Annotated in this window: 17 protein-coding genes and 1 tRNA gene; 12 read left to right on the plus strand and 6 right to left on the minus strand. The window is 63.5% G+C overall.

From position 1 onward, the window contains the following. Nucleotides 1-57 precede the first annotated feature (57 nt). The 3 genes from LMTR13_RS06430 to LMTR13_RS38710 all read right to left on the minus strand — a co-directional run bounded on the left by LMTR13_RS06430 (nucleotide 58) and on the right by LMTR13_RS38710 (nucleotide 2,949). Entirely contained in the window at nucleotides 58-795 is a 738-nt protein-coding gene (locus LMTR13_RS06430) for a class I SAM-dependent methyltransferase (RefSeq protein WP_083218794.1), read from the minus strand. A 30-nt stretch (nucleotides 796-825) separates the two neighbouring features. Next, nucleotides 826-1,488, minus strand: coding sequence for a DoxX family protein (locus LMTR13_RS06435; RefSeq protein WP_065727152.1), 663 nt, complete (start codon nucleotides 1,486-1,488; stop codon nucleotides 826-828). Between the two features lie 576 nt (nucleotides 1,489-2,064). After that, complete coding sequence (locus LMTR13_RS38710) at nucleotides 2,065-2,949, minus strand: universal stress protein (protein ID WP_197521019.1); 885 nt, start codon at nucleotides 2,947-2,949, stop codon at nucleotides 2,065-2,067. A 302-nt stretch (nucleotides 2,950-3,251) separates the two neighbouring features. Between LMTR13_RS38710 and LMTR13_RS41515 the strand changes: the two genes are divergently transcribed. Continuing rightward, nucleotides 3,252-3,512, plus strand: a complete 261-nt coding sequence (locus tag LMTR13_RS41515; RefSeq protein ID WP_065727154.1) for a type II toxin-antitoxin system RelE/ParE family toxin — start codon at nucleotides 3,252-3,254, stop codon at nucleotides 3,510-3,512. Nucleotides 3,513-3,624: 112 nt separating this feature from the next. On the opposite strand, the gene LMTR13_RS06450 is transcribed toward LMTR13_RS41515, so the two are convergent. Next, nucleotides 3,625-4,605 (minus strand): LysR family transcriptional regulator, encoded by a 981-nt coding sequence (locus LMTR13_RS06450; RefSeq protein WP_065727155.1) that lies wholly within the window; start codon nucleotides 4,603-4,605, stop codon nucleotides 3,625-3,627. Between the two features lie 318 nt (nucleotides 4,606-4,923). On the opposite strand from LMTR13_RS06450, the gene LMTR13_RS06455 reads away from it, so the two are divergent. The 8 genes from LMTR13_RS06455 (at nucleotide 4,924) to LMTR13_RS06490 (ending at nucleotide 12,180) form a co-directional block, all read left to right on the plus strand. Further along, nucleotides 4,924-5,898 (plus strand): tripartite tricarboxylate transporter substrate binding protein, encoded by a 975-nt coding sequence (locus LMTR13_RS06455; protein ID WP_065727156.1) that lies wholly within the window; start codon nucleotides 4,924-4,926, stop codon nucleotides 5,896-5,898. Between the two features lie 24 nt (nucleotides 5,899-5,922). Next, nucleotides 5,923-6,447, plus strand: a complete 525-nt coding sequence (locus LMTR13_RS06460) for a GlcG/HbpS family heme-binding protein (RefSeq protein WP_065727157.1) — start codon at nucleotides 5,923-5,925, stop codon at nucleotides 6,445-6,447. Nucleotides 6,448-6,467: 20 nt separating this feature from the next. Next, nucleotides 6,468-7,286 carry a 2-keto-4-pentenoate hydratase gene (gene mhpD, locus LMTR13_RS06465; protein ID WP_065732479.1) on the plus strand — a complete coding sequence of 273 codons (819 nt, stop codon included), beginning with the start codon at nucleotides 6,468-6,470 and terminating at the stop codon, nucleotides 7,284-7,286. Nucleotides 7,287-7,300: 14 nt separating this feature from the next. Next, nucleotides 7,301-8,050: a 2-keto-4-pentenoate hydratase gene (locus tag LMTR13_RS06470; protein WP_236843292.1), complete on the plus strand. Its 750-nt coding sequence runs from the start codon at nucleotides 7,301-7,303 to the stop codon at nucleotides 8,048-8,050. A 3-nt stretch (nucleotides 8,051-8,053) separates the two neighbouring features. After that, complete coding sequence (locus tag LMTR13_RS06475) at nucleotides 8,054-9,025, plus strand: acetaldehyde dehydrogenase (acetylating) (protein ID WP_065727159.1); 972 nt, start codon at nucleotides 8,054-8,056, stop codon at nucleotides 9,023-9,025. Between the two features lie 29 nt (nucleotides 9,026-9,054). Next, nucleotides 9,055-10,083, plus strand: coding sequence for a 4-hydroxy-2-oxovalerate aldolase (gene dmpG, locus LMTR13_RS06480; protein ID WP_065727160.1), 1,029 nt, complete (start codon nucleotides 9,055-9,057; stop codon nucleotides 10,081-10,083). A 73-nt stretch (nucleotides 10,084-10,156) separates the two neighbouring features. Next, a complete protein-coding gene (locus LMTR13_RS06485; RefSeq protein ID WP_065727161.1) occupies nucleotides 10,157-11,212 on the plus strand; it encodes an alpha/beta fold hydrolase in 1,056 nt (351 codons plus the stop codon). A gap of 23 nt (nucleotides 11,213-11,235) precedes the next feature. After that, on the plus strand, nucleotides 11,236-12,180 hold the full coding sequence (locus LMTR13_RS06490) for a transporter substrate-binding domain-containing protein (protein ID WP_197521020.1): 945 nt from the start codon (nucleotides 11,236-11,238) through the stop codon (nucleotides 12,178-12,180). A gap of 507 nt (nucleotides 12,181-12,687) precedes the next feature. On the opposite strand, the gene LMTR13_RS06495 is transcribed toward LMTR13_RS06490, so the two are convergent. Next, nucleotides 12,688-12,763: transfer RNA gene (locus tag LMTR13_RS06495), tRNA-Ile, on the minus strand. Between the two features lie 171 nt (nucleotides 12,764-12,934). Between LMTR13_RS06495 and LMTR13_RS06500 the strand changes: the two genes are divergently transcribed. After that, entirely contained in the window at nucleotides 12,935-13,900 is a 966-nt protein-coding gene (locus LMTR13_RS06500) for a TAXI family TRAP transporter solute-binding subunit (RefSeq protein ID WP_065727163.1), read from the plus strand. A 144-nt stretch (nucleotides 13,901-14,044) separates the two neighbouring features. On the opposite strand, the gene LMTR13_RS06505 is transcribed toward LMTR13_RS06500, so the two are convergent. Next, a complete protein-coding gene (locus LMTR13_RS06505) occupies nucleotides 14,045-15,256 on the minus strand; it encodes an ABC transporter substrate-binding protein (protein ID WP_065727164.1) in 1,212 nt (403 codons plus the stop codon). A 180-nt stretch (nucleotides 15,257-15,436) separates the two neighbouring features. Here LMTR13_RS06505 and LMTR13_RS06510 point away from each other — a divergent pair, with 180 nt between their 5' ends. Together LMTR13_RS06510 and LMTR13_RS06515 are read left to right on the plus strand one after the other, a co-directional pair. Further along, the gene (locus LMTR13_RS06510) at nucleotides 15,437-16,549 is read left to right on the plus strand and encodes a molybdopterin-binding protein (RefSeq protein ID WP_065727165.1); all 1,113 of its coding nucleotides are present in this window, start codon (nucleotides 15,437-15,439) and stop codon (nucleotides 16,547-16,549) included. A gap of 1 nt (nucleotide 16,550) precedes the next feature. Next, nucleotides 16,551-18,512 (plus strand): molybdopterin biosynthesis protein, encoded by a 1,962-nt coding sequence (locus LMTR13_RS06515; RefSeq protein ID WP_156795454.1) that lies wholly within the window; start codon nucleotides 16,551-16,553, stop codon nucleotides 18,510-18,512. Nucleotides 18,513-18,544: the final 32 nt, after the last annotated feature.

Consider the following 18,544-nt stretch of genomic DNA (forward strand, 5'->3'; position numbering starts at 1 on the left):
AATCGCGCTATCTTCTCTTCATTCTGGCTGGGATAGGCATCGGCCTCCACCAGGCGGTCAGCGGGCGCCGGCACGATCCCCGCAAGCAACGATATCCCGGGGAGATTTTCGATTCTCTGGTGGCGAGAACACAGCCAGGTATCCGCCATCGCCTGCGAGCTGATATGTAGCGATTTCGCGATAGCCAACGGCTGTCAGTTCGCAACGCAATAGCTCGATCGGCGTGCCATGCTCCGACGTCGGACGCTCGATGTCGACAATTCCGACCCGCGCGCCCCGCTTCAGGGCGGGCGCCAGATTGTAGAGGAAGGTATAGGGCTGAGCTATTTCGTGATACATGTGCACGAGGATGGCAACGTCGAGCGAGGAAGCGGGAAGGCGCGGGTCGTGTGGTTTGCCCAGCGCGAACGTGACGTTTGTCAGCCTCAGGCGTTGCGTTCTCCTGCCGAGCGCGATCAGGTAACGTCGCGTGACGTCCTGGGCGATGACGGAGCCGGTGGGACCGACGAGAGGGGAGAGGCGGACCGTGTGGTAGCCAGCGCCGGCACCAATGTCGCCGACGGTCATGCCTGGCTTGAGTTCAAGAAGGCGGGCGATCTCACCGGCCTCATTCAGTGAATCGCGGTGCTCCTCGGAGGCACGGGTTGGGCTGACGATCTGCGCAACTGCGCGCTGAGGTGCGGGAAACTCCTTTGCAGGGACACCCGGCGGAGCCAGATAGCCAATGTCAGCGGCGTATCCGCAACTTGCGCCCAGGACCACAAGAAGCGCCACTGCGCGGGCCAGTGCCATCATCTACTCGTCTCCTACGCAAAACGATAACGACTAACCGGCGATGTTGAAGAACCGGCCAATAAGTCCCTTCCCGTCGCGCACGGCGGGCACGTTGCGGCGCAACCAGGCATCAAAGCCGAGACTGCGGCCGGCGCCCTCCAGCACGAACAGGAACATCAGCATGGCCAGGAACATGTATGACCACGGCCACTCGGCAGGATCGCCCGGCCGATAGATGCCGAGCCAGAGTTGCAGCACATAGGCGAGGGCCAGCACGCCGACAAATCGCACCGCAAGACCGAGGATCATCGACGCAGCGAATGTCAGCTCGGCAAGAAAGACAATTGGCCCAAAAACGCTCATGTAAGGCAACACGAAATCCTTCACGAAGGTGCTGTGAAACTCGAACGCCGCACGGGTCGTTTCCTGTTCGGTCCAGTATTGCAGACCGTCGGACGCCGGTAGCGGCAGTTTCCACAACATGCCCTCGAACCACATACAGCCGATCAGAACCCGGACCAGCCAGATTCCAAGATGTCGGCCGGTGCGTTGCGCCGGATCCTCCCGCCAATTCTGGAAGGCCATGGCAATGCCGGCGAGCAGCAGCGCCCAGAACAGCGCCAGGATCAGAAAGCGCCAGTTTCCCAGACGAAGGTAATCACCGGTGGTTGCGGTCAGGAACTGCCAGACATCGGTAAAGGGATTTTTGGGCATAGGAGCATGCTCCGAAGGATTGAACAGCTATTCTGCGTAATCGGCTAGCTGACGAGGCGCACCGCCGGCGCGTGCGTCGAGGGTGCGCCTGCCTATGTTACTACGCAGGCGAACGCGCGGTTATTACGCTGGAAGGACGCGGGCATCAAAAGCTCGACAGCTCGCGAAGCCGCTCCGGGCGGGCGATGCGCCGTCGCCGAACCTAGGATTGAAAGGGCAGGGTCTGGCCGAGCAGGAAATGCAGCATCAATCCCCTGCTGCTAAGGGATGGCCGCACGTCGATGCGGGAGTGAGGGGCGTTTCTGGTGCCTCTGGAGGCTGATCACCCGAGGTTCCTGTGATTGAGACTTGCGCTTCCGGACCGAAGCGGTCGATCCCTGGGGTCCGTCCTGGGCCCACAAACCGACATCCGATCAAATCGACCGACCACGATCTGCCAAAAGTGCCAAACTCGGGAGAGCCAATGGGGAGGAGGGTGATGCGTTTGGCAGCATCGCACGGCCTCCAATCCGCCGTCGGCGCGTGAAGCCATAGCGTTGGCTTGGCGGCAAGCTGGGATTGTGCTCTTGACGAGGGCTAGTGCGCCAAGAGAACGGGGCGTGCCGAAGCGTTCTTAAGGATGTGGCGCGTGGCCCCGCCTAGAAGCATCTCGCGCAGGCGGCTATGGGAATAGGCGCCCATGACCAGCAGGCCGGCTTCATGCTCTGCCCCCGCCGCGAGCAGCGTATCGGCCACCGAGCGCAATTCCGGTGCAACCACCTGCGCGGTCGCATCGATGCCATGACAGCGCAAATAGGCAAGCACCTCCGCCTGCGAGGCTTGGCGATTGCTGGCGTCCCGATCAACGCTTATGACCCGCACTGATTTGGCGAGTTGCATGAACGGTATGGCAGCCGAGACCGCGTGCCAGCATTCCGGGCTCTCGTCCCAGGCGATCATCACGCTGTCGGTCAGATCACTCTGCGGGCGAGCCGGCGCCAACAGCACGGGGCGACGGGTCTGCAGCAGCGACTGCTCGGCAATGGCCATGAGCGATTCCATAACGGTAGCGCTTGCGGCGACCATTAGGTCGAAGGCAGCGGCCCGTTGCGCCGCGATTTCCGCATACGATCCCTCAGCTTCGCGCCAGGATGCTGCGAGCGGGCTGCCGAGCTCGTCATTCTCCGAGAGCATTGGGATGCCGACTACTGCGCAGGCCTGCGCGAAAACCTCACGCGCCTCCCGCGCAGTTCGCTCCCGTTCCTCGGCGTGCCAGCTTACCGATGCGACGGTCACCGTTCGTCCCATTTCGGTGGCACTTAGGCCGCCACGCGTTACACCGCTACGCGTGTCCGGCGGCTCACTGATGAACAGTGCCTGGACGTGAGCCCCCAACGCCTTCGCGGCAGACAGGGCCGTTTCAATTTGACCGGTGTGACTGGCTGAGCCGGGAAGTGGAACCAGGATTCGCTTGATACTCATGAGAGCCTCCTGCGTTGCCGCTGTTTGCGACGACAGACGGCATATGTGTGTTGAGCCGAAAGCGAAATCGCGCAATACCACATAATTCATAACTCCCGGAAACACGCCAAGGTTCCGGAGACCCGCAGGTGTGCCGGTTGCCGACCTTGGTCGTCGATATCCGGTGTGGGTCAAAATGCTTCGCGATAAGGGCGGCTATCAGTTCAGCGCGGATATTGCGAGCTGGTCGAAGAAGTGATGCGTTTCTGGTGCGGTGGCCCAGCGAGCTGCGAACTGAAATCCGATTGTGCTGGTGGGCCCGTATGCCGCTTTGCCGTGCGCTGGGCGACGGCTTGTGGGAGGTGCGTACGTCACTGCCGGGCAACCGGATTGCCCGCTTCCTGTTCAGCGTGCGGCAAGGAAAGCAAGCGTCCAAGCTGCTGCTTCGCCATTGTGCGCAGGTCGGCGCAACGATTCTGCAGGACTTGAACCTGAAAGAACGGGAGGTTCTACCCCGCGCTCTATCGAAAATGCACACCAGGCTTGCCGCCAACGGCGGCCTGTTTGCCAGTCACGACTCTTGAGCTACGGAGCACGCCTGCGTGCTTACCTGCGCAACTACGGTTTCCCCGTCACGCTGTTGAATCGGAACTGTTCCTGCGGCTTCCATGTGGAGAGCGACTTGGCCGCAGCTCTTTACGATTCTTCAGAAGTCGCGTCGAGAGAACGTCGGCCTCGCGCTGCGCGGCGAGAAGGGCGTGGTTGCGGCTCCGGCGCCGCGAGACTGGCTGATACTCTCGCGGACTTGCGCAACATGTCGACGAACGCCTCGGCGGCAGGGGACAGCGATCGGCCATTTCGTGTGATCACTGCAACGGAGCGTAAAATCTGTGGGTTTTCGAGCGGCCGTAGGAGAATTGTCGGGTCGGTCAGGATTCCAACGCATTGAGGCAAGATGGCTATGCCGAGGCCAGCCCGGACCAGGCCCAACGCGGTGCCTGCATAGGCGACCTCATAGGCCGGTGCCAAAATCAGTCCTGCCTGGGAAAAGCCATCATCGGCCAAATCGCGGAAGATGCTGTCGCGATTAAGCGAGATCACCGGCAGGCCGGCCAGATCACTCCAGTTGAGCTGCGGTAGTTTTCCGATCGGGTGGCCGCGCGGATAGACCGCCACCAGCGGCTCCTGAAACAACGGCGTCCATTGCAGTCCCGACTCCCACTCGCGGAAACTGCCAATGCCGAGATCGGCTCCGCCGCTGCGGACCAGCATCAAGACCTGTTCGGGCAATGAATCCTTCAGATGCACCGAAATCGTGGGGTAGCGAGCCCTGAATTCGGCGATCACTTCAACGAGGAAAGTGGTGGCGAGAATATAGGGAGCGGCAACGACGACCTTGCCGCGCTGTTTTGCGCCCAGTTCAGCGACGTTGGCAAGCGTAGCATCGAGATCATCCAACAGTCGTTCGGCGCTGCCCATGAGCTCGTGCCCGGCGGCAGTCAATTCGATCTTGCGAGTGGATCGCTCTATCAATTGGACTTGCAGGTTGTCTTCCAGCTGACGGATTAGCAGGCTCAAGGCAGACTGCGTCAGGTACAGGCGCTCTGCCGCCTTCGTGAAGCTCTTGAGCTGAGCGACGAAGACGAAGGCGCGCAACTGACGGACTGTCACATTCATTTGCAAAGTTCATAAATCTGGCTGACGGAATCGGATCCGTTATTAATCTAGTCTCCACCGCTCACAATGCCAACACCCTCCATTCTGAGAGACGCCCGGACATCGGCAACTACGTAGTGAGCAGCACGCATGGCTAAACAACGCCCATAAACATGCTGCCAGTTCTGCGTCGCCAAAATTCGGCCATCAATGCTCCCGTCGGCGCAAGCGCCCCATTCATGAGTTTAGCTAATAAAATGATTGGAAATATTCGTTTGAATCATGCCTGGCGCACGTCTCTATTGAGCACAACAGCGCATAATCAAACGAGGGAACGACATGGATCGACGTCAGTGCCTTGGAGCGATGTTGCTTGCAACGGCGGCAATCATATCGCCCACAGCCCGCGCGCAGGACAGTTATCCCTCCCGCGTGGTGAAAGTGATCGTTGGATTTCCGGCGGGAAGCGCAGCCGATGTTGCCGCCCGTGCGGTGGCGGAAGCGTTGGCCCAACGGCTGGGCCAGCCCTTCATTGTCGACAACCGGCCGGGCGCCGCGAGCAGCATCGCGGCCAAGGCGGTAGCGACATCTCCCCCCGACGGCTACACGATCTTCGTTGGAACCGTCGCCAACGCGATCAACAAAGCGTTTCAGGACCCTGCCTCCCCCGACCCGGCGAAGGATTTCGCCGCGGTTACGATGATTGGCAGCGTGCCGAACATATTGGTGGTAAATCCCTCGCTCGGCGTTGCATCGGTCGACCAACTGATCCATGCGGCGAAAGCGAAGCCGGGCCAGATCGCTTATGCCTCCTCGGGCTACGGCACGTCGCCGCATTTGTCCGGCGAACTCTTCTCCGCGATGGCTGGCATCAAGATGCTGCACGTGCCGTACCGCGGCAGCACACCGGCCGTGACGGACCTGCTCGGCGGTCAAGTAGGGGTCATGTTCTCGCCGGCGTCCACCGTGCTGCCGCATATCGCGGCCGGCACGTTGAAGGCCCTGGCGACGACTGGCGCGAAGAGAACCGAACTGGCACCTGACGTGCCGACGATCCAGGAGCTCGGTTTCAAGGACTTCGAAAGCTCGGTGTGGTTCGGTTTCCTGCTGCCCGTTGGCACGCCGCCCAGTGTCGTCGCGAAGATACAGGCAGCGACGCATGCAGCGGTTGACCAGCCGGATATCCAGAAGCTGTTTCGTGCCCAAGGCATCGCGGTGGTCAAGTCCACCCCGGACGAATTCGCTCACTTTATTCGCAGCGAAACGGACAAATGGGCCAAGGTTATCCAGTCCGCCGGCATCAAGCGCGAATAGCTGTTCAACATAAGGAGATTGCACATGGCCAAACTTCGAGCCGCGGAGTGCCGCGCGTTCATCCAGGCCGTCACCGAAAAGGCGGCTGAAATGGGCGTTCCCATCTCGGTCGCGATCGTCGGCCCCGAGGGACACCTGATTGCGCTGGAGCGCATGGACGATGCCGGATTCATCACGCCCGACACCGCGCGCGCCAAGGCATTCACCGCCGCTGCCTTTCGATCGATGAGTCCGCGCTTCCCGGACGGGCTGGTCATCCAGCAGTGGTTCAAGGAACGCAATCCCCAGATGCTGATGAATGCCGCGGTATTTACCAATGGCCAAGTCGCCGCCTCAGGCGGCTGTGCGCCGGTGTTCAAAGGCGCCGAGATGGTCGGCGCCTACGGGATCAGCGGCGCTACCAGCGATCAGGACGAAGAGATCGGTCGGTACGCGCGCGCGAAGGTGAGCTGGGCCCATATGGCGGAGGACGACTCTATTCCCGAGACCGTCAAGCGTCACGTCAACGAGATCTACGCCAAGGTGGGTCTCGGCGACCGTTCCTTATGATGATCATGAAGGTCAACGCCATGGCGACATTCACCATCGATACGGCCGGGGCCGCACGTTCGTTGCGGGAAGCTGCCCGCACTGGGACCTACATCGCTCCGCTGCGCGAGACGTTCCCATCGATAACGGCGGCCGACGCCTATGCGATCCAGCGTACGAATACAGAGCACCGAGTCCGCGAGGAGGGGGCACGTATTGTCGGCTGCAAGATTGGCTTGACCGCGAAGGCGGTGCAAGCGCAACTCGGCGTCAATCAGCCCGACTTCGGCATGTTGTTCGACGACATGGGGTTCGGCGACGGCGAGCCGGTTTCCATGGAAGGGCTGCAGCAGCCGAAGATCGAGGCGGAGGTGGCTTTCGTTCTCGGGCGCGACCTGGACATGGAAAAGCCCGGGCATGCCGACGTCGTCCAGGCGATCGATCATTTGCTGCCCGCGCTCGAGATCGTCGGCAGCCGGATTGCGAACTGGAACATCCGCTTCGTCGACACCGTGGCGGACAATGCCTCTTCCGGTGCCTACGTGCTCGGAAGCACGCCGAAAAGACTGGCCGAGGTCGACCTCCGCCTCTGCGGCATGGTGATGACGCGGCGCGGTGAACCTGTGTCCGTCGGTGCCGGTGCAGCCTGCCTCGGCAATCCGCTCAATGCGGTGGTCTGGCTTGCCCGAACGATGGCCGCCGTGGGGCAGCCGCTCCGCGCAGGCCATTTGGTGCTCTCCGGTGCGCTTGGACCGATGGTCGCTGTGAACGCAGGCGACATCTTCGAGACCCGCATCAACGGCCTGGGCAGCGTCAAAGCCGTATTCGAAACAGACCCGGCAGGAAGGCATCTCACATGAACCGAGTCGAGGAATTGGCAGAGCAGCTCGACGCCGCGGCGCGCGACGCCCACGAAGTCGCGCAGATCGATCCTGAGGGGCACTTGTCGCTGCAGGACGCTTACGCGATCCAGCGCGCGTCAATCGAGCGTCGCCTGTCCCGCGGCGCGCGGCGCGTCGGCGTGAAGATGGGATTCACGAGCCGCGCCAAGATGGTCCAGATGGGCCTCAGCGACGTCATCTGGGGGCGTTTGACCGACGATATGCTGATTGAGGAAGGCATGGCGGCATCGTTCGCACGTTTCGTGCATCCGCGTGCCGAACCGGAAATCGCATTTCTCCTGAAGAAGCAGTTGCCAGGCCATGTCACCGCCGCGGAAGCGCTTGCTAGCGTGGAGGCGGTCGCGCCCGCGCTCGAGGTGATCGATTCCCGCTATCGCGACTTCAAGTTCACGTTGCCCGAGGTGATCGCCGACAACGCGTCATCCAGCGGGATCGTGGTCGGGCCGTGGACCGACCCCCGCGAGGACTTCAGCAATCTCGGCCTCACCATGAGCATCGACGGCCGTGTCGTGCAGGTGGGGTCGACGGCCGCCATCCTCGGCCACCCGCTTCGGTCGCTGGTCGCCGCCGCGCGCCTTTCCGAAGCGGCGGGTGAGCCGCTACAGGCCGGCTGGGTGGTGATGGCGGGCGGCGCCACGCCGGCGGAATGGGTCAAACCCGGCCAGTATGTCTCCATCGAGATGGAACGGCTGGGCGGCGCCGGCTTCCACATGGAGCACTGAGGCATGCCCAACACAACGATCCCCAAGGTTAAGGCCGCGATCATGGGCTCGGGCAACATCGGCACCGATCTCATGATCAAGGTGATGCGTCAGGCCAGATACTTCGAAGTGGGTGCGATGGTAGGCGTCGATCCCCAGTCGGATGGCCTCGCCCGCGCAAAGCGTCTCAACGTCGCGACCACTGCCGAAGGCATCGACGGCCTGATCAAGCTGGACGTATTCCCCGAGATCGACGTCGTCTTCGACGCCACATCGGCAGGCGCTCACCGACACCACGACGAGGTGCTGCAGCGTCACGGCATCCAGGTGATCGATCTCACCCCGGCGGCGATCGGTCCCTACGTGATTCCGGCGATCAACCTGGAGGCCGAGAACGCCTCCAACATGAACATGGTGACTTGCGGCGGGCAGGCCACGATTCCCATCGTCGCTGCCGTATCTCGTGTCGCGAAAGTTCACTACGCGGAGATCGTGGCGTCCATCTCGAGCAAGTCGGCCGGGCCGGGCACGCGGGCAAACATCGACGAGTTCACCGAGACCACGCGTGCGGCGATCGAAAAACTCGGCGGCGCTGACCGCGGCAAGGCTGTCATCGTGCTGAACCCGGCCGAGCCGCCGCTCATCATGCGCGACACCGTGTTCGTGCTGTCTGAACTTGCAGAGCAAGCCGCGATCGAGGCCAGCATCTCGGAGATGGTCGCGCGTGTGCAGACTTATGTGCCGGGCTACCGGCTCAAGCAGCGGGTGCAATTCGACGTCATCCCACCGGCCGTGCCGCTCAACGTGCCGAAGCTTGGGCCCCGGCATGGCCTGAAGACGTCGGTCTTCCTTGAGGTCGAGGGCGCGGCGCACTACCTGCCTTCCTACGCTGGAAACCTGGACATCATGACATCGGCGGCGCTGGCCTGCGGCGAAATGATGGCCCGTCGACGTATCGAGGCGGGCATCGCGCGCGGTCTGAAGCAGCCGGCGTGACTTTCTCCGAACCATCAGGGAATATCGGCATGAGCAAAAAGCTTTACATCTCTGATGTGACGCTGCGCGATGGCAGCCACGCGGTTCGCCATCAGTACAGCATCGACCAGGTCAAGGCGATCTCGGCGGCGCTGGATGCAGCCGGCGTCGACAGCATCGAGGTAGCGCATGGCGACGGTCTCGAAGGGTCCAGCTTCAACTACGGATTCGGTGCGCACACCGACGTGGAGTGGATATCGGCCGTCGCCGAGACGGTGAAGAAGGCCAAGGTTGCCACGCTGCTGCTGCCGGGCATCGGAACCGCGCACGATCTGCGCGAGGCCCACGAGGCGGGCGCCCGCGTCGTGCGCGTGGCGACGCACTGCACTGAAGCGGATGTCTCGCGCCAGCATGTCGAATACGCGCGCGAACTGGGCATGGACCCCGTCGGCTTCCTGATGATGAGCCATATGGCAACTCCCCTGGAGCTCGCCGAGCAGGCCAAGCTGATGGAAACCTATGGCGCAACTTGCGTCTACGTCGTTGACTCGGGCGGAGCGCTCAAGATGAACGACGTGCGGGACCGCTTCCGGGCGTTCAAGGACGTGCTGAGACCCGAGACGCAGACGGGCATGCACGCCCATCACAATCTTAGTCTCGGCGTCGCGAACTCGATCGTCGCCGTGGAGGAAGGCTGCGACCGCATCGACGCCAGCCTGGCCGGCATGGGCGCCGGTGCGGGCAACGCCCCGCTAGAGGTATTTGTCGCCGTGGCTGACCGCATGGGTTGGAATCACGGCACTGACCTCTACGCACTGATGGATGCGGCGGACAAGCTCGTGCGGCCCCTGCAGGACCGGCCGGTGCGCGTTGATCGAGAGACTCTGGCCCTTGGTTACGCCGGCGTGTACTCGAGCTTCCTGCGGCACGCCGAGGCTGCTGCGCACAAGTACGGACTGGAGGCCGCCGACATCCTGGTCGAGCTGGGCAGGCGCAAGATGGTCGGTGGACAAGAGGACATGATCATCGACGTGGCGCTGGATCTGCTGAGGGGTGCCCAGCACGAGCGCTCGCATTGAGCCAGTGATGAGCGAGGCGGCCTGATCGATCCGTCTCCCGTCTGACGATCAAATTATAAGGGGAGGGTAGTCCATGCATAAGCTATCGCGCTTTTCGTTCTTGGTTGGCGTCGTTCTCCTGGCCGTCTCTGCCGCGAGCCAGGGAGCGCCGGCGAAATCTCTGGGCGGCCCGCTCAACCTGGCGGACGAAGGCATGTTCTTCGTCAGCGGAACGTCCGTGCTGTCCACTCATCCGGGCGCCTCTCCTGCGGGACCTTCGCGGCCCGGCACGGTGACCGTCAACCAGATGTATGTGCACTATCGGATACCGGCGCAGCTTACCAGTCCGACGCCAATCGTGCTCGTTCATGGCGGTGGGTTGACCGGCGCCAGCTACGAGACCACGCCGGACGGTCGCGAGGGCTGGGCGACCTATTTGGCGCGCAAAGGCTACGCAGTCTACGTCGTGGACACGCCCGGCCGCGGCCGCTCGGGGTTCAACGCGACGGCGATCAACCAGGCGAAGGCCGAGTCCAGCGTGGCCGCCTTGCCGGGCAACGTGCTCATGGTAACCGCCGAACTGGCGTGGCCCCTCTTTCGTTTCGGACCAACATCCGGAACGGGTTTTCCGGACACTCAATTTCCGACCGAGGCGTTCGCTGCCTTCGGGTCGCAAGGCGTGCCGTTCGGAGAAGCGACGCTCGAAGGTGGCGCGATGGGAACGGCCCCTCGCGCTCTTGCAGCCTTGCTTGACAGGATCGGTCCGGCCGTGGTCGTCGTGCATTCGCTCGCCGGCCCCTTTGCGGACGCTCTCGTGGAGATGCGACCGCGTCTGGTCAAGGCGGTGGTCAACATCGAAGGCGCGCAAGCTATCGTCCCCACCGAGGCCCAGATCGAAGCTTATCGGGGCATCCCGGTGCTCGAACTGTTCGGCGATCACCTGGACTCTCCCGTCTTTACCGGCCGCCCGCGCTACGAAGGACGAAAGGCTGTCGTGGAACGCATCAACAAGCAGCAGGAAGGCAAGGCTAGCCTCGTACGGCTTCCGGACGTGGGGATGAAGGGTAACTCCCACATGATGATGCAGGACGGGAACAACCTTCAGGTGGCGGATTTCCTGCTCGGATGGATCTCAGGCAACGTCAAATAATGTGGCCTTCTGGAAGCAGCAGTTTGACAACGTTTGAGATCGCGGTGCTTGAGCAGATCGATTGCATTACCTTTGAGCCGAGACAGCTCCCGATAGATGATCAGTTTGCCCTTGACCGCAGAACTCGCGCCGCTCAGCCGCTGAACGAAGACGGCGCACGGTGCCTGATGATCTTTCTCATACGCTGCGCTTTGCTCTTGCTGTTTGCGGTCTTGCTCGCGTGTCCTGGGAGGGCTGCCGACCCGGTGCTTGCGCCGAGCGGCACGCTGCGCGCTGCGTATATCGGTCCGAACGTCGCGCAAGGTCGCGTCGACCCGGCAACCGGCACAGTTTCGGGTGTGGTCGCCGACATCGCGCGCGAGCTGGCCCGCCGGGCTGATGTGCCGGTCAGCATCACGCCGCTCCCGACGGCCGCTGCGGTGCTCGATGCGGTTCGAAGCGGCCACGCCGACATCGGGTTTGTCGCTCCGAACCCGGAGCGCACTGGTGTTGTACTCTACTCCCGGACATACATGCTGGTGCAGCAGAGTGCGCTTGTGCGTGCCGATTCCCCGCTGTCGTCCGTGAAGGAGCTGGACCGACCTGGTCAGGTGATCGGGGTGAATTCCGATGACAGCGTCGGCGTGTGGCTGAAGCAGCGGCTGACCGCAGCGAAGGTACGAGAGACGCCCGACTATACCTTGCGAGATGCCGTCCAGTGGCTTCGGAACGGGGAGGTGACTGCCTTCGCAGGTGGGCGACAGCGGCTCTCCAGCGGGACGCGCGGCGTTCCTGGCTTGCGAATGCTCGACGACAACTTTTATGGTGTGCCGCAAGCCGTGGCCGTGCCACTCGATCACCAGGACCGGCTTCAGTTGGTCAACGCGGCACTCGGCGAGATGCGCTCGAGCGGCTTTCTGGCGGACTCCGTCGCACGCAGCGGCATCGAAGGGCTCACGGTTGCGCCAATCGGTACGCAGGAACCGTGATCGCGTGTGGCCCGGCGAGCTTGAGCGTCGGCGGGGTGCACGCGGTTTTTCTGTCACCTGACACTACGAGAAGGTCATGGGGGTCCCGAGAAAACCCCCAACGGCTCGCCCGTCTTTGCTCTGGCTTTCGGGTCTGCTCGACAGCATGCCGTCAAGAACGCTTTGCAGGTGCCGCTTAAGGTCGCCGATTCTACGATTGAACTGCGGAGGCCCTGGCCAAATCGAAGGTCCAGCAACAATTTCCGCCGCCGAGATTAACGGGTGCGACACTCAATCGTGGATGCGATATTGGGTTTGAACCACTGATTTGCCCGATGTGTCAAATGTCTTTGGTGTCCTTCGAAGCAGCCTTGGGACCGCCGCGCTACTTTGCATGGGGTTGTTTTCGATATTTTGGTTGGGAGCGAGACCGGTCCGCCTTCGCCCCGTGGGCTTCGGCGCGACAGCCTTCGCTCGCTTCGCCTGGAATTTGTGGCACGGGCTTGCCTAGCCGAAGCGCGCGAAGGCTGGTGGGCCCGGCAGGACTCGAACCTGCAACCAGACCGTTATGAGCGGCCGGCTCTAACCATTGAGCTACAGGCCCCGCCGCGGGGCGGCCGCGGGAAGGGCGGCCGGCAACGGTGCCGCCATCGTTTACAGGCATGACAGCGATACGGCAATGCCGGGATCGGGGTAGAAAACACGCTTTCACAAGCCCTTCTGGTTGCCTAAAACCTCTCGTGCATCATTCGTCACCGAACGCTTGAGGCCAACAATGAAACTCGCTCGGATCGCCTGCGTCGGCCTGCTCCTGTTTGCCGGCGCCGCCGTGGCGCAGGAGGGAGGCAAGGCCATTTCCAAGAGCGCAATCAGCCTGGGAACCGCGACGCCGGGCGGCGGCTTTCCGGTTTATGGCAATGCCTTTGCGGAAGTGATGAATGCCGCCGATCCGGCGCTGTCGATCGAGCCGCGCAACACCAAGGGCTCCAACGAAAACATCCCGCTGCTGGAATCCGACAAGCTCGATATCGCGCTGGTGGCGGGGGAGCCCGCCTACGAAGCCTTCATGGGCATCGGCCGGCCGGCGACGAAGCTGAAAATCCTGACCGCGATGTATTCCAGCCCCGGCATGTTCGTGGTGCGGGCGGGCAGTCCCTACAAGACGATCCGGGATCTGGTCGGCCAGCCGGTCGCGTTCGGCGCGAAGGGCTCGGGCCTGCCGATCCTGTCGCGCTATATCCTCGACGGCATCGGGCTGAAGCAGGACGAGGACTTCAAGTCGATCTATCTCGACCGCGCCGGCGACGGCCCCGCCATGGTCCAGGACGGCCGCGCCGCCGCGCTGTGGGGCGCGGGCGTCGGCTGGCCCGGCTTTGCCGCGATGGTGCAGGCGCCCGGCGGCGCGCGATTTATCGCACCCGACGCCAGCGAGATCGCCCGCGTCCGCGCCAAGCACACGTTCCTCAAACCGCTGACGGTGCCCGCCAACAGCTATCCGAACCAGCCGGCGGCGATCGATTCCATCGGCTCATGGAGTTTTGTGCTGGCGCGCGAAAGCTTGCCCGACGACGTCGCCTACCGGTTGGCGCGCACGCTGCACGGCCAGGAGGCGGCGCTGTGCAAGAAGCTTGCGCAGGCCTGCGAGACCACGGCTGCGAACACGGTGGCGGCGGCGCCGAATACGGGACTGGTTCACCCCGGTGTGATGAAGTATTTCCGCGAAGCGGGGGTGGCGAAGTAGAGCGCATCTGCTTCCACTCGTCGCCCCGGCGAATGCCGACCCATAACCACGAATGCCCGTTGTTGCGTCAGGTGACGGCTCCAGCCTTCGCAACAACGCGACCCTGTGGTTATGGTCCCTGCTTTTCGCAGGGACGACCAGAGATCACTTCTTCACCATCGCGCACGCCGGATCGGGCGGCCCGAACGCTTCGTCGCCGGGAATCTTGGCGAGGATCTGATAATAGTCCCATGGATATTTCGATTCCTCGGGCTTCTTGACCTGCATCAGCCACAGGTCGTGCACCATCAGATTGTCCTCGCGCAGTTTGCCGTTGCGGGAGAAGAAATCCTCGACCGGCTTCTCGCGCATCTTCGCCGCCACTTTCAGCGGCTCGTCGGTGCCTGCTTCCTTGATGCCGTTGAGATAGCTCATGACCGAGGAATAGACGCCGGCCTGCCACATCGTCGGCATCCGGTTCATTTTGGCGAAATAGCGCTTCGACCATTCGCGGGTCTTGTCGTCCATGTCCCAGTAGAATGACGTCGTCAGCAACAGGCCCTGGGCTGCCGGCAATCCCAGCGAATGAATGTCTGTGATCAGCGCGAGCAAGGCCGCCATCTGCTGTCCGCCCTTGAAAACGCCGAACTCGGCGGCGGTCTTGATCTCGTTCATGTTGTTTGGCGGGCCTGCCGCGATGCCGATGATCTTGGCCTTCGAAGCCTGCGCCTGCAGCACGAAGGACGACAGATCGGGCGTGGCGAGCGGTGGACGCACCGAGCCCAGCACCTTGCCGCCATTGGCGGTGACGACGCTCGAAGCATCGCGTTCGAGCGAATGGCCGAACGCGTAGTCATCGGTGATGAAGAACCAGCTATCGCCGCCGCGCTTCACCACCGCCTGCGCGGTGCCGACCGCGAGCGAACGGGTGTCGATCACCCACTGCATCGCGTAGGGCGAGCAGGATTTGCCGTGGAAGTCCGCAGTGAGGGTGGAATGCGTGATGAACAGCTTCTTTTTTTCATTGGCGATGCCTTGCACCGCCAGCCCCACGGCAGACACCGGCACGTCGACGATCAGATCGACCTGATCGACGTCGTACCAGCGCCGCGCGATGCCGCCGCCGATGTCAGGCTTGAGCTGGTGGTCGCCGACGATGATGCTGATCGGCTTGCCCAGCACCTTGCCGCCGAAATCGTCGATTGCCATTTGCGCGGCGGTGACCGAGCCCTGGCCGGTCGGTGTCGCCGCCGGCCCGTTCATGTCGGTGAGGACGCCGATCTTGACCACGTCGTCTGAAATTTGCGCGAGTGCTGCGGCTGGCGCCAGCGTCGCGGCCATGAGCACGGCAAGCCTGGAAAGGTTCCTGGCGAACATCCCTGTTTTCTCCCCTCGAATCGGCGCGTTGGCCGTTGGTTTTTTGCAGGCGGTTGATCCGCCGATTGGTCTCATTTGCAACTATTTTGCCGTGACGTCAACGTCGCGGCAGGGAGGGCTCGCCTGCGAGCGGTACCGGGTTCTGTTTATTTCCGGCCCGATTCAGGGCATAGGCGAGCCATGACCTCGCCGCAGCGCCTGCCAACCTCACTTACGCCGCTTGAAAAGGCGCTCGATGCGCTGCTGCAGGGCGTGGAACCGGTGGCGCCGGTCGAACCAACGCTTGTCGAGGCGCTACGTTGCATTGCTGCCGAGATGCCGCCGCTCAAGACTCATCCGCCGCGCGATATCGCCGCGGCCGACGGCTACGCGTTTTGCGCGCGCGATCTCGTCGGCGCATCGTCGTATTCGCCCTTGCCGTTGTCGGCGCCGCCGGCCTGGGTCGAGGCCGGCGAGGCCATGCCGGATGGTTGCGACTGCGTGCTGGATTCCGATTCTCTCGACATCTCCGGTCCGCTCCCGCAGGTGCTGGCGGAGGCTATCCCGGGGCAGGGCGTGCGCCGGGCCGGCAGCGATATCGCGGCGGGCAGTCCGGTCGCGGAGGCCGGGCGGCCCGTGCTGCCGCGCCATCTCCTCATCGCGCGCGCTGTTGGAATGGAGCGCTTGAAAGTCCGCCGTCCGCGGCTCGGTATCGTCAACGTCCCCGGCGGCAGCATGACGGCGGAGCTGATCGCCGAGAGCGCATGCGCCGCAGGCGCCGAAGCCGTGTCCCTGACGGCCGCGGGACGCGATGCCGGATCGATTGCGGCGGCACTGGATGATAGCGCTGGCGATCTGCTTCTGATCGTCGGCGGTTCCGGCGTCGGTCGCACCGATGCGGCGGTGACGGCCTTGTCCGCGCGCGGCAAAATTCTCGCCCACGGCATTGCCCTGCAGCCCGGCCGTACCGCGGCCGTCGGGCGCATCGGCAAGATGCCCGTCGTCGTGCTGCCGGGCGCGCCGGATCAGGCCGTTGCGGCTTGGTGGACGCTGGCGCGTCCCGTACTCGATCGGCTCTCGGGTCGGAACTGCCGACAAACCGTCAATTTGCCGCTAGCGCGCAAGATTGCATCTCAGGTCGGCGTCGCCGAGATCGTGTTGCTGCAGCGGGAGCAGGATAGATGGATCACGCTTGCCGTGGGCGAATTGTCGCTGGCGGCAATTGCCCGCGCCGAAGCCTGGCTCGTTGTGCCCGGCAGCTCGGAAGGATTTGCGGCGGGCAGCCCGGTCGATGCCTATATGTTGCGGGATTGATATGAGTTCGGGAATGACCAATACGCCGTCGCCCAGAGATCGCGACAGTAACGAGCAGGACCAGTTCCTGACGATCCTGTCGCGCGAGGATGCGCTGGCCCGTTTCGAGGCCGCCTTGTTACCGCGTGCCGTGCCGAGCGAGCAACGGCCGCTTGCGGATGCGCTGGGCTGCGCGCTCGCCGAAGACGTCGTGGCGCCGATCGATGTGCCGCCGTTCGATCGCTCCAACGTCGATGGCTTTGCAGTGCGTTCCGCCGACCTTGCTTCTGCCCGCGAGGCTTCGCCGGTACGCGTGATGCTGAACGACGAAGTGATCGCCTGCGGTACCGCGCCGACGCGGCCGGTATTGTCGGGAACGGCCACGCCGATCGCGACCGGCGGTCCGGTGCCGCGCGGGGCGGACGCCGTCATCATGGTCGAGCATACACAGCCGGCGGGACATCGCGCGATCGACATCCGCCGAGCCGCCTCGCCTGGTCAATTCGTGTCCTATGCCGGCTCCGACATCGCCCGCGGCGAAGTGCTGCTGCGCGCCGGCACCGTCATCGGCTCGCGCGAGATCGGAATGCTGGCGGCCTGCGGCATCGCGGAAGCGACCGTCGCGCGGCGGCCACGCGTTGCGATCCTTTCCACCGGCGATGAACTGGTGCAGCCTGGCCATTCGCTGCGGCCGGCTGCGATCTATGACATCAATGGCGCGATCGTCACTGCGGCGATCACGGAGAATGGTGGCGAGGCAAATTTTCTTGGTGCCATCGCCGATGATGAGGCGCAGCTCGAATCCGCGATGCGCGATGCGCTCGCGGGCAGCGACATGCTGGTGCTGTCAGGCGGCACGTCCAAGGGCGCGGGCGATGTCTCCCACCGCATCATCGGCCGGCTCGGCAAGCCCGGCATCATCGCCCATGGCGTTGCGCTCAAGCCCGGCAAGCCGCTGTGCCTTGCAGTATGCGACGGCAAGCCCGTGATCATCCTGCCGGGATTTCCGACCTCGGCGATGTTCACCTTCCACGACATGATCGTGCCGGTGCTGCGGCGCATGGCCGGCCTGCCGCCGCGTTCGGATGCCAAGGTCAACGCACGCGTGCCCGTGCGGATCGCCTCCGAACTCGGCCGCACCGAGTTCGTCATGGTATCGCTGGTCGAAGGCGCGGACGGATTGATTGCCTATCCCACCGGCAAAGGCTCCGGCGCCATCACCTCCTTTGCACAGGCCGATGGCTTTCTGCGGATCGATGCACTGGCTGACCAGATGCTGGCCGGCAGCGAGACCGAAGTGACGCTGTTCACGCCGCACGTGCGGGTGCCAGATCTCGTCATCGTCGGCAGCCATTGCACCGGGCTCGATCTCGTCACCGCGCCGCTGGCGCTTGCTGGACTCACCGTGCGCTCGATCGCGGTCGGCAGCCTGGGCGGGCTATCGGCCGCCAAGCGCGGCGAGTGCGATCTTGCGCCGATCCATTTGTTCGATGAGAAGACCGAGACCTACAACACGCCTTTTCTCGCAGACGGACTCGAACTGGTATCGGGCTGGCGTCGCATGCAAGGCATCGTCTTCAGCAAAGGTGACAGGCGCTTCGAAGGCCTGAGCGCGGAGGACGCCGTACGCGCGGCACTGGCCGACCCCGCCTGTATCATGGTCAATCGCAACCAGGGCGCCGGCACGCGCATCCTGATCGACCGGCTGCTCGGCGGCGCGCGCCCCGACGGCTACTGGAATCAGCCCCGCTCGCACAACGCGGTGGCGGCTGCCGTCGCACAGCACCGTGCCGATTGGGGCGTGACCATTGCGCCGGTCGCACATGCGTCAGACCTGGGTTTCATTCCCTTTGCCGAGGAGCATTATGATTTTGCGCTGGTGAAGGCGCGCAAGCAACGGCCGGCGGTGCAGGCCTTTCTCGACGCGCTGGCTTCCGAAGCGGGCCGCGCGGCGCTGCAGCAGGCGGGATTTCGGCCGGCCTGACGCAGTCGCGAACTGAAGAAGCCGCCGACAGA

The organism is Bradyrhizobium icense (assembly GCF_001693385.1).
In the GTDB taxonomy this organism is placed as follows: Bacteria; Pseudomonadota; Alphaproteobacteria; order Rhizobiales; family Xanthobacteraceae; genus Bradyrhizobium; species Bradyrhizobium icense.